This is a genomic window from Vulcanisaeta distributa JCM 11217 (genome assembly GCF_001316005.1).
Taxonomy (GTDB): domain Archaea; phylum Thermoproteota; class Thermoprotei; order Thermoproteales; family Thermocladiaceae; genus Vulcanisaeta; species Vulcanisaeta distributa_B.
This window is the reverse complement of record NZ_BBBJ01000002.1, coordinates 158563-169695: the sequence shown is the minus strand read 5'-3', so window position 1 is coordinate 169695 and position 11133 is coordinate 158563. Positions and strand designations below refer to the sequence as shown.

The 11133-nt window shown below is 46.3% G+C and carries 12 protein-coding genes, 2 tRNA genes and 1 pseudogene; 10 read left to right on the top strand and 5 right to left on the bottom strand.

Annotated features, from left to right (window positions below; genetic code table 11):
- Positions 1–101 precede the first annotated feature (101 nt).
- The 5 genes from JCM11217_RS02900 to JCM11217_RS02880 all read left to right on the top strand — a co-directional run bounded on the left by JCM11217_RS02900 (position 102) and on the right by JCM11217_RS02880 (position 3329).
- Positions 102–431: a hypothetical protein gene (locus JCM11217_RS02900; protein ID WP_054841988.1), complete on the top strand. Its 330-nt coding sequence runs from the start codon at positions 102–104 to the stop codon at positions 429–431.
- A 285-nt stretch (positions 432–716) separates the two neighbouring features.
- Positions 717–902, top strand: coding sequence for a hypothetical protein (locus JCM11217_RS02895; RefSeq protein ID WP_054841987.1), 186 nt, complete (start codon positions 717–719; stop codon positions 900–902).
- A gap of 137 nt (positions 903–1039) precedes the next feature.
- Positions 1040–1140: transfer RNA gene (locus JCM11217_RS02890), tRNA-Ile, on the top strand.
- Between the two features lie 92 nt (positions 1141–1232).
- Complete coding sequence (locus JCM11217_RS02885) at positions 1233–1988, top strand: RAD55 family ATPase (RefSeq protein WP_243678156.1); 756 nt, start codon at positions 1233–1235, stop codon at positions 1986–1988.
- 3 nt (positions 1989–1991) lie between these two features.
- Positions 1992–3329, top strand: a complete 1338-nt coding sequence (locus tag JCM11217_RS02880) for a M20/M25/M40 family metallo-hydrolase (RefSeq protein ID WP_243678155.1) — start codon at positions 1992–1994, stop codon at positions 3327–3329.
- A 107-nt stretch (positions 3330–3436) separates the two neighbouring features.
- Here JCM11217_RS02880 and JCM11217_RS02875 read toward each other — a convergent pair whose 3' ends face one another.
- Positions 3437–3703, bottom strand: coding sequence for an ATPase (locus JCM11217_RS02875; RefSeq protein ID WP_243678154.1), 267 nt, complete (start codon positions 3701–3703; stop codon positions 3437–3439).
- Positions 3704–3807: 104 nt separating this feature from the next.
- On the opposite strand from JCM11217_RS02875, the gene JCM11217_RS13230 reads away from it, so the two are divergent.
- The 5 genes and pseudogenes from JCM11217_RS13230 (at position 3808) to JCM11217_RS02860 (ending at position 8562) form a co-directional block, all read left to right on the top strand.
- Positions 3808–3910: transfer RNA gene (locus tag JCM11217_RS13230), tRNA-Ser, on the top strand.
- Between the two features lie 90 nt (positions 3911–4000).
- Positions 4001–4894, top strand: a complete 894-nt coding sequence (locus tag JCM11217_RS02870) for a hypothetical protein (protein ID WP_054841985.1) — start codon at positions 4001–4003, stop codon at positions 4892–4894.
- Between the two features lie 129 nt (positions 4895–5023).
- Complete coding sequence (locus JCM11217_RS13225; RefSeq protein ID WP_243678153.1) at positions 5024–5332, top strand: hypothetical protein; 309 nt, start codon at positions 5024–5026, stop codon at positions 5330–5332.
- The gene (locus tag JCM11217_RS02865) at positions 5329–7392 is read left to right on the top strand and encodes a M1 family aminopeptidase (protein WP_243678152.1); all 2064 of its coding nucleotides are present in this window, start codon (positions 5329–5331) and stop codon (positions 7390–7392) included. The genes JCM11217_RS13225 and JCM11217_RS02865 overlap by 4 nt, the downstream gene beginning before the upstream one ends.
- A 242-nt stretch (positions 7393–7634) precedes the next feature.
- A pseudogene (locus JCM11217_RS02860) lies at positions 7635–8562 on the top strand (M20/M25/M40 family metallo-hydrolase).
- A gap of 54 nt (positions 8563–8616) precedes the next feature.
- On the opposite strand, the gene JCM11217_RS13220 reads toward JCM11217_RS02860, so the two are convergent.
- The 4 genes from JCM11217_RS13220 to JCM11217_RS02850 form a co-directional block, all read right to left on the bottom strand.
- Complete coding sequence (locus JCM11217_RS13220; protein WP_243678151.1) at positions 8617–9477, bottom strand: hypothetical protein; 861 nt, start codon at positions 9475–9477, stop codon at positions 8617–8619.
- Between the two features lie 128 nt (positions 9478–9605).
- Positions 9606–10001 (bottom strand): hypothetical protein, encoded by a 396-nt coding sequence (locus tag JCM11217_RS13215; RefSeq protein ID WP_243678150.1) that lies wholly within the window; start codon positions 9999–10001, stop codon positions 9606–9608.
- Between the two features lie 8 nt (positions 10002–10009).
- On the bottom strand, positions 10010–10234 hold the full coding sequence (locus JCM11217_RS13210; RefSeq protein ID WP_243678149.1) for a hypothetical protein: 225 nt from the start codon (positions 10232–10234) through the stop codon (positions 10010–10012).
- Positions 10224–11132 carry a glycosyl transferase family 1 gene (locus tag JCM11217_RS02850; protein ID WP_243678148.1) on the bottom strand — a complete coding sequence of 303 codons (909 nt, stop codon included), beginning with the start codon at positions 11130–11132 and terminating at the stop codon, positions 10224–10226. Before JCM11217_RS02850 ends, JCM11217_RS13210 begins: the two co-directional genes overlap by 11 nt.
- Between the last annotated feature and the right edge of the window lies 1 nt (position 11133).

Genomic DNA, 11133 nt, shown 5'->3' with positions numbered 1-11133 from the left:
ACGTCTCAAGGGTCTATAACGCCATTAAGAATTACCTAAGTCCAGGCGTTGCGCTATACCTGGCATTTAAGTCGGTTATTAGGGGGGGTGTTGATAAGTACGTGATTGATGCTGTGGATGAGGTTTGGCACTCACTGAGTAAGCCATTGGACGCGTTGGTAATTATTAATGCCAGGTTTAGCATTCTTCGATTAATTGATAGGGAGTTGACTACGATAATAGTTGGCGAGGCCTTGAGGGAGTTGCTGAATAGGCATGGCACCCTAACCAATATTAGGATTATAATTAATAATGCCGTGGTTAAGCCGAAGGACGTGTTTAGGGTTGGTGATTACGTTGACGTGGTTGTCACGATGGGTGAGGAAAGCGTGATTGTAAAGGCGTGGGTTGTTAAGGAGCTTCTTCGTATCGTTAGCTCAATAAGGACTTAAAAGTGCTTTAATTAATTAATGCCTAGGTGAAGAGAGAGGAGGTGCCTGATGCTTGATGAGCGGCTATACACTGATCTCTTAATTAACGTATATAGTACGCATTTTTGTTTCAGGGCAGGTCAGTCTCCTCACTGATCAGTACTGCAATGAGTCATCACTACTCAATTAACTGCGTTAAGGCTCAAAAACACTACTGTTCATTTAAAATAACAAGTTGAAAGAAAACATCTTTTCAGGAATAGGACAATTAAGCTTAAAACGCATGCTTATCCATGACTTTCAATTATGAGTCCGGCGAAGGCCATTGACGAGGCCCTAATAATAATTGGCAGGGCGAGGATGGGCAAAATACCCTGTGATGAGGCCCTTGATAGGCTTTGGGAAATACTCGTAAACCTAGACTTTGAATTGAAAATTACAAACACAATCAACGACGAAGCTTTAGAATTAAAATCACAACTAATGAATTAATTCACATCAGGAATTCATCATGAGAAATTAGGGCTACTCGTAATAGTTTAAAAATTAAATGCCGTGAGTTACACGGCTTTACCTCAGCGATTTCCGAGACGAAAAGCTTAAATTTTGCCATAAAACCAGTCTCCATAGGGCCCGTAGCTTAGCCAGGTAGAGCGCCCTGGGGGGGCGGCAGCCCCGCGTATGGCTCATAACCGGGAGGTCCCGGGTTCGAATCCCGGCGGGCCCACCAATATTTCAATTTCCTGTCAAAGTTAATGGTGGTTTCCTTATGGTGGGTTGGGTAATGCTTAATTATTTTGTTTCGGTTATTCCTTGGTTGTTATGGACTTCCTTAAGTGCCAGGTTTTGGAGGATTTATTACCCACGGGCTTCCCCTTCGGTTACCTCATTCTCATACGTGGAGACCTTGGCATGGGTAAGACACTTCTCGTTAAGTTGCTTGCCCGGAGTATAATGAGTAATTACCCACTTATTTACGTGTCCTTTGATGATAACCCGGATTCCGTGGTCAGTGACTTGAAGGAGTTTAGTAATAGGCTCTTCATAATTGATGGCTTCACACTCAGTGATCAGCGTAGGGCTAGGGCTCCGAACGTTATCGATGTGATCACCGAGCTTGATCCTGGGCAATTAATTAGTAAGGTTGGCCAGGCTGTGTACTCAAGGAGTGCCCGTGGCTTAATAATCGACTCAATCAATGACCTACTGATTAACATTGATCCGAGGGGCTTAATCGCCATGCTTAAGCAGTTTAAGTCTTTATCGAGGCTTTACAACATGATAACGTTCATAGTTGCCCACGTAACAACGGAGGACATAGACAACCTACTCAATAGTATTGAGTATGTGTTTGATGGTGTAATTGAGATGGAGTTTGATGAGAACATGGCGAATCTAGGCATACCGGTCAGGAGGATGAGGATTAAGAGGATGAAGGGGGTGTCACACTCAATGAATTGGTACTACTTCACCACGGCTAAGGGCACGATAGTCCCCCCCGTGGACATCAACGAAATAAAGAACATGCTGAAGAACACCCTGGAAAGCCTAGGGATCCAGGTGCAGGGTGGTCAGTGATCCATGGACCCACTTAAACTGCTCGAAGTCCTCGTAGAATTTAACACAGTGAATGACCCAGACAATGGTAAAATGCCCGACCCCCCCAGCATTGTTGATTTCGTCGAGGGCGTGTTGAATGGGCTTGGCATTAAGACGAGGGTTCTCGTTAGTCATGGGTATAGGAGCGTGGTTGGTGTAGTTGGTTCTGGCGAGCCCCGCGTACTTCTTCTGGCGCACCTCGATGTTGTTCCGTTCATACGTAGTGAGTGGAAGTACGATCCGCTTAAGTTAACGATTGAGGGCGACCTTGCCTATGGACGTGGTGCACTTGATGATAAGGGTAATGTAGCTGCCGTGCTCAGGGCGCTCGAGGACTTAGTGAGTATTGATAGGGGGGGTACGGTTATTGCTGCGTTCACCACGGATGAGGAGGTTGGTGGTGAGAATGGGGGGGCTAGGGTAGTTAGGGATTACTTATTAAGTAATGGTCTTAGGCCTAGCTACGTTATTAATGCTGATGGGCACTCGATGGTCATCATAAACAGGAGGAGGGCAGTATTTAACGCCAAGGTCAGGTCTAGGGTTGAGAAGGCGGTGGTCAATGGGCGTAGGGAGACCATTAGGTTTCAACTTGATTATAAGGTCACGCCTCCATACCACGCTGCTTACTTCATACACGGCGTGGATACGCACCCAGTCATTGCCCTCTCCCAATACTTATGGCTCAACGACGCGTACGTAATTAGCCTTAGGGGTGGCTTTGTCAAGAGTAATGTCACGCCCACCTGGGTTGAGGCTGACGTGGTTAAGCCCTGCAGTGATTGCCCGCAGCAGGAGGTTGATGTGGGGGGGCTCACGAGGCTTATTATGGCCTTATTTCCGTTGACTAGGTTTGTGCCCAGGGTTAAGGCTCAGAGCGTTTATGGCATCACAGCAACACCAAACGTGTATAGGGTTGTCGGTGATTACCATGAGTTCGTGGTTAATGTCAGGGCTATGACAGATGATGCGAAGGCCATTGAGGAGGCGATGAATGAGGCGTTGAGGGAGGATTTCCAGGGAATTGAGGTTAGGGTTGAGGGTGAGGGTGGTGGGGGGGGTTACTTATACACTCCGCGTGATTCAAGGCTCGTTAAATTAGCCAGCGAGGTACTTAATGAGCTTGGTCTTGAGGCTAGGGTCATGGAGATGGCAGGCGCAAGCGATGCCAGGTACTTCTCGCCACTCGGTATTGAGACAATAGACTTCGGACCTATAGGCGGCAATGAGCATGGGCCTAATGAGTACGTGAGCGTGAAGTCCCTGGAGTTGACGAGTAGGTTTTACTCGTTACTTGTTAGGAGATTAATTTCCTCATGAATGGACTTCCTTAATTATTAATAATTAAGTTTTGTTTTATTTTATTTTATTTTTAAGTGGTTTATGGCCTTAAATCAGTAGGAAGAATACTACGAAGCCGTAGATCGCTATAGCCTCTGCCAAGCAACGAATAGCAGGTACATCGCGAATAACTCCCTCCTCTCAATCATAGCGCTGACTGAGGCAGCGCCAGTCAGCCCTATACCAATACCGGCGCCAAGGGCTGCAAGACCAAAACCAATGCCGGCGCCTAAGTACCTAGCTGCCTCAACTTGTGCCTGGTCAGTGGCCTGGGCATGAACTATTAAAGCCGCGAGACTAAGCACCAGCATTGCCATTACCAAGGCCCTGACAACACCCCCCCTGTTAACCATCAACGAAGCAAGACATAAGACATTATTAAAATTTTATTCCAGAAAAGAAGCCACGAAACCCACAACACAAAAAACTTAAAACAAACAAAACCAACCAAGAAAACGCCGGGGTGGCCGAGCCAGGTCCAAGGCGCGGGCCTGCTACCGTAGGCAGATAGTCCGTCCCCCCCGCAAGGGCCCGGGTTCAAATCCCGCCCCCCGGCACCAAATTGTTTGTTGCTTGGCTTTATGTCTGGTGTTGTGGGTTTAGGGTTATAATGGCGATGGGTTTAAAGGGGCAATAGATTACTTAGTGGTGTGTCTAATGCGTATCTTTATATTATTGTAGTTCTCGTTATCGCCATGGTGGTTCTTGGTATTTACTTGAATGTGGTGTTTAATGAGTATATGCATGTAATTAATGAATTGAGACAGCCTTATGCGAATATAATTCATTTTGAGCTTTACTCGTACCCGTCAAGGAATGATACCTTTGCCCTTTACCTGGTCATAACGAATCTGACGGATGACCCGTTGAATATAACGGTATTATTCATTAAGTCGCCGGTATTCACGGTTAAGGCGTTTAAGGTGTTAGTACCTCCTCATGAGACCGTGCAAGTACCATTGGCAATAGCGGTCATAAATGCTACGCAGAATGTGATTTGGTATGTGGGGCTTACACCAACGTATTTGGGATGCATTAATTGCTTTATTAATTCCGTAAATGTACTCCTGAATAAAAGGGTTAGTATTACGTTACGTATTAGTGACCTGATTAATTATAGCATCACAATTAATAAGGTGATTACCAACGTTACCGAGACAACGTCCTTAAGCAAATTCGGTTTCGCCGTGTATTTATTAAATACAACCTACTTATCGCTTGAATTTGTGAATCCATCATCAAGCATTATAGACGTGAATGGATATTCAGTTTACTCTTATAGTGGTACTGAGTTGGTCTCGTGTAATTTAACTACCCCCCCAAAGGTGATAAGGGCGATGGATCTACGTATAATAAATCTCCCAACGACACCTACGAAAAATGTTGTTTGTACGCAGAACTACCGTTTCCCAACGGACATAGCTCAAATACCCTATGGTTATGTCGTACTTCATACTAATGCTGGGAATATAACAGTGGAGCTATTTCCGCAGGAACCACTGTGGTGGTGCATTGTTTATAACATATTTTGTTGGCCCTGGTAAGTAAGTAATTAATAGTGATGTATTTGATGCGGAAGGTAGTAATGCCGTAGAGATGTTGCGAGGTTCACGAGGATGTGATTAAGAACGTCATACACTTAATGCTTAATAATGCGTGCATTTTGTTTCCATGTGTCGTTTAATGTTAGTATTGAGTTGTACGTGGTTGATCTTAGGTTTAGGTTTGGGGGGGATTTGAGTTATGAGGGTGTTGTGGATGTTCATGCTAATTCCGCGGGCGACTTGGTGCTTAATGCCGTTGATTTTAAGGTAAAAAACGTCGAGGTTGATGGTAGGCCCGTTGATTATTCCTACGACGGTAGGGTTTTGAGAGTTCGGGGGGGCCCCATTAATGGTGTTGTTAGGGTTGTGTTTGAGGGTAGGGTTAGTGATAGGTTGTTGGGTATTTACAGGGCTCCGTATGGGGGGGTGGCTACATGATAACGACGCAGTTCGAGCCCACGGGTGCCAGGTACTTCATACCCTGCGTTGATCACCCAGCCGCCAAGGCTAGGTTTAGGTTTAGGGTCTCTGTCGATGGTGATTACGACGTAATATTCAACACGCCGCCGGTCAGGGTTTATTGGGATGGTCCCTGGAAGGTCTTTGAGTTTGCTGAGACCCCCCCTAGGATGTCCACATACCTGCTCTACCTGGGCATTGGCAGGTTCTTTGAGTCTAGGGATAGGGTTGGCGGTGTTGACGTGATCTTCGCCACGCCGATTAGGGATAGGGTTAAGGATGGCAGGTTTGCACTTGATGTCGCCAAGGGCGTGCTTGAATTCTACAGTAGTTACTTTGGAATACCATACCCACTACCCAAGCTTCACCTGATCCATGTTCCTGAGTTCGCGGCTGGTGCTATGGAGAATTGGGGGGGCGCAATAACGTTTAGGGAGACTGCACTACTGGTGGGTAGGGGCAGTACTGAGTTGACTAGGAGGAGGGTTGCGGAGGTTGTTGCCCATGAGATTGCTCATCAGTGGTTTGGTAACTTGGTCACGATGCGTTGGTGGGATGACCTTTGGCTTAATGAGTCCTTCGCCACATTCATGAGTTATAAGGCAATGGACAAGCTCTTCCCAGAGTGGGGTGTTTGGTATAGGTTCCTGGCTGATGAGACTACGGGCTCCATGCTCAGGGACTCACTAATGAGTACGCACCCCCCCGTTCACGTACCCATAAGTAGTGAGGAGGAAGCCTTCGAGATATTTGATGACATTAGCTATGGTAAGGGCGCCTCACTCCTTAGGATGCTTGAGAACTACGTTGGTGAGGAGGACTTCAGGAGGGGGGGCTTGGGTAACTACCTTAGGAAATATGCGTACTCAAACGCCACCGAGGATGACCTATGGAGTAGTATTGAGGAGGTTAGTGGTAAGCCTGTGATGAAGGTCATGAAGGCCTGGGTTGATAAGCCGGGGGGGCACCCAGTCATAGTCGTTGAAGAGTCCGGTAAGGGCGTTACACTTAGGCAGTCGAGGTTTGTACTTAGTGGTAATATTGCCGATACCTGGCCCATACCCATTGTCTATAGGTTTAATGGCGCTGTGAATACCGTACTCATGGAGCGCGATACGCTAATGTTTAGCGGTTCATCAGAGTCCCTGTTCCTCAATGTTAATGGTAGTGGCTACTACAGGGTTAGGTATAGTGATTGGTCTAGGGCATTGAGTAATGCGTCTAATCACCTTGAAAGGTGGAGTGTGATAAATGATGCCTATGCCCACCTGCTCCAGGGCTCTATTGGACTAAATGAGTACCTGGGCTTGGTTAAGTCCGTTAGTGACATAGTTAATTACCTATTGACGACTACGGTAATATCCCAACTGGGTACCCTATACTCGATAAAGCCATCCGCCGTTAAGGAGGTATTCACGGAGTACCTGAGGACTCAGAGCACCTTACTTGAGGGTGTCTCTGGCATGGATGATGTTAGGGAGTTAGTGCTTTCCCGCCGTGCATTGGTGGATGAGGATTACGCAAGGTCAATAGCTGGTTTAATTAAGGATTATCAGGGCTTAAATCCCGTCATGAGGCAGGCGGTTGTTAACGCCTATGCCGTTGTTGGTGATAAACCATTTGAAACCCTTAGGGAGCTCTATAGGTCGTTAGTGACCGATGAGGATAAGAGTAAGGTCTTGGCCGCCATGCTAAGTATAACCAATAGGGATGAGTATCAGAGGTCCCTGGACTTCCTAATATCTGGCGAGGTTAAGAGGCAGGATCTTCAGTTCTTCACAGTTGGTTCTAGGAATCCGTATGTGCGCGACCTTAACCTGGGGTGGTTTATGAATAATTATAAGCGTTTCATAGATGCTTACGGCGATCCCGGCGTGTTGTCTAGGGTAATTACGTACTCAATACCGTTAATAGGCATTGGGCAGGAGGATAGGGTGGGTAGGTTCTTAAGAGAGTTGAACATACCTGGCATTGAGATGGGAATCAAGGCTGGACTTGAGCTTTTAAGTGCGTACTCACGGTTGGCGAGTAGTATTTAAGGCGAACACTAAATTAGTGGATTATCCTTTAAATTGAGGACCCAAATTCTAATTATGATGCGTCTCAGGAGTTCATAGACCTACTCAGGAGATTAAGCGAGGCCTTTGGGCCCTCCGGCTTTGAGGATGAGGTTAGGGATTTAGTCATTAAGGAGTTGGAACCCTACGTCGATGACTTAATGGTTGATAAGTGGGGCAACGTAATTGGCGTTAAATATGGCAGGAGAAAGGACTTGAAGGCCATGGTTGCAGCTCACATTGACGAGATTGGTTTATTAATCGATAGCATAGACAAGAGTGGTTTCCTACGATTTAGGGCTATTGGTGGCTGGAATGAGGTTACCCTGGTCGGCCAGAGGGTTGTCATTAAGACCGCCGATGGTAGGAAGATCAAGGTGTAATCGGCAGTAGGCCGCCTCACGTGACGCCGCCGGGTAAGGAAAGGGAGGCCCCCCTGAGCTTAAGGACTTATTCATAGACATTGGAGCCTCAAGTGATGATGAGGTCAGGAAACTAGGCGTTAGGGTTGGTTCCGTGGCAGTTCTTGATAGGAATTTTGAGGTCCTCAATGAGAATGCCGTCACGGGTAAGGCATTTGATGATAGGGTTGGTGTCGCCGTAATGCTTTGGGCGGCTAAGCAGCTGAAGGATAGTGAGGTTACTGTGTACTTCGTAGCCACTGTTCAGGAGGAGGTTGGTCTTAGGGGGGGTGCTCAGGTCGCTGCCGACAGGGTTTACCCAGACTTCGCAATAGCCCTTGATACTACAATAGCGGCTGACGTGCCTGGCGTTAATGAGCGAGAGTTCGTGACTAAAATTGGTAAGGGACCCGCGATTAAGGTTATGGATGGCTCGAGAGGCAGCGTCTTCATTGCCCACCCAACGCTGACTAATTTCTTGGTTTCGGTTGCGGAGGAATTGAAAATACCCTATCAACTGGAGGTATTGATTGGCGGTACAACGGATGCCCTAGGAATAGCCTTTAGAAGAGATGGTATACCCGCAACCACAATATCGATACCCACTAGGTACGTTCATAGCCCTGTGGAATTACTAAACATCAACGATGCGCTTAATGCGGCTAAATTACTAACTGAGGCGTTGTCTAGGGCTGATGAGAAGCTCGTTCAGAGTCTTAGGGAGAAGACCATTAAGGCTAGGCAGGTGTGAATTAGTGATTTTATTGCCTTAATAATTGATTAACAATGCCTATTGCATTATTTATCAACTCCTCAACCCTACCCGCACTAAGGCTTCACTATAAATCCTCAACTTAGGTTCAGTACCGCTACCCCCCCTAATTAGGATCCAGGAACCATCACTAAAAACGACCTTAACACCATCAATGGTTATGAACCTTGGGCTTGGACCTAATGAACCGAGCATCTTGAGGAGTACCTCCTTATTGTCGTTTACGAACTTCTTCGAGTTCCTCATGTCTAGGTCAACCCTCTTGAAATAAGCCCTACCATACTTACTCCTAACATCACTTATTAAGTTCGTTAAGCCTCCATACTCGGACACCATGGCTATTATTAGGGATGCCGTGTATATACCGTCCTTATCAGGTATATGCCATGAGTAGACAAGTCCACCACTCTCCTCACCACCCATGTCAGCCTCACCACTTAGTATTGCCCTGGCCACGTACTTAACGCCCACGGGAACCTCAACGACCTTAAAGCCGTACTTAGCGGCTATATTATCGAGTATGTGGGTTGTGGATACTGTCCTAACGATGCCCCCCCTCTTAATCATTGATGCCGATGCCAGTCTCTCAACGACTATTGGTAGTATGTCGTTTGCGCTTAGGTAACCATGTACCTTATCAACGAGGGCTATCCTATCTGAGTCACCATCATGTGATATGCCGATGTCGTACTTACCAGCCGTCACCTCCTGAATGAGCTCAGGGATATTTTGAGGCTCTGGGTTTGGGTCCCTACCTCCAAAGCTTGAATCATAGTTATTGTGTATTTCCGTAACCTCCATTCCAAGTCTCCTCATAATCTCACTCGTGTAGCCAATGGAGGTTGCATAGATCGGATCTATAATAACCCTGAATATACTCCTCGGCTTAAACATTTTAGTTACACTCTCGTATACGTAATTGATGTATTCGGGGGGGGCTGGATCTACCGTTGGTACTGGCCTTAACTCAAGTGTTCTTACTGACTTGTTAATGTCCTCATACTCATTATTATAGAGCCGCTCTATCTCGTCAGTATCCTCCTCCTGGCTGGTGATCCCTTATTCGTTATTACCTTGAAGCCATTGTACATTGGCGGGTTATGGCTCGCGGTTATTTGAATCGTGAGATCAAAACCAAAGCGAGAACCGTACCAAGCCGCGGTCGGTGTTGGGGTTGGCTTATTAACCATCACGACATCTAAGCCATGGTTTATGGCCACGCTAGCTACTATGTGTGCGAAGTCCCTGGACTTTCTTCTCGCATCAAAACTAACGAGGACTTTATGTAATCCATATTTACGTGACCAATAACGAAACGTGGACTCGGCAAGCACGGCTACCAGGAACTCAGTAAATTCCTCATCAATTACTCCGCGTACACCATCAGTTCCAAAATGAAACGTGAGTTTATTGCTCATTCCCTAGCTCAGTATGTTGGTTCCTTATTATTTTTATCCTCTAACTCATCGTGAATAAGACCATTAATTATGACCAGCCATTCATTAATTATTCTAGTGACGCTAAAGACCATAGCCCTATCCCTAGCCTTAATCCTCATTGACTCGTCATAATCACTAATCCACAACTTAACAGCTAACTTAATAAGTTCCCTGGAATCGCTCACGAGCCAGCCTGTCTCATTATTGATCACTGTCTCCCCCAGGCCCCCTGCTTATTATAAGTGAGGACGGGTGTTCCGCATGCCATGGACTCGACGGTACGTACCGAAGTTCATGTGTGAATGGAAATACCGTGAACTTGGCATTAGCGTAGAGCTTAACTAACTCCTCATCATTAACTCTACCCCCCCTATAATCAATGTTTTGATGCTTGGTGAACCAACGAGGTATCCAGGGAACCTTGGAACCAAAGGCAACTATCTTAATGCCTGCATCAGCAAGGGCCCTTAACACGTTGAACTGGGTTTCCTTACCCACGTAAGTCAATACATAATCCTGAGTAGGATTAGGTACTGGCTTAAAGAACTCCGTATCAATTGGTGGGTGTATCACACCCCCCCAAACCCTCACGCCCCCCCTCAGCATCACAGACTCCGCGGAATATCTTGAATTGGCTATTACATAATTAGAGAGGGAAAGTGCCTTGTGATATGTGGAGTCGGCAATGCCTATTAACGGCATTGCTACGTAATAACCCAGCTTATAGTGCATGGGGAATTCCTTACTTAAATCCCTAAGTAAATCACTTACATAACCCTGAGCGTAGAAGATAGTTGATGGTATCGGCAGCTCAAAGGATAAATTAATTGATAAACAGCCATCATCATACTCAATCAGCCCCCCCTTTATACCGTTTATCAGCCACATCAAGAAGTGACCAGCCTGACCAGGAAGTAAAGACTTAATTCCCAGGTTCCTCACCTTAATACCGGCGTACTCAAATTCCCTCCTCACATCATCCCTCACGTACGGAGACACCACATTAACGTTAAAACCTGCCTTAACGAGAAAACCACCCAGTAAATACGCGACTCTGATAGGGCCTACTATGCCGTCAATACCGTCAGTTATTAATGATATGCATGGCATG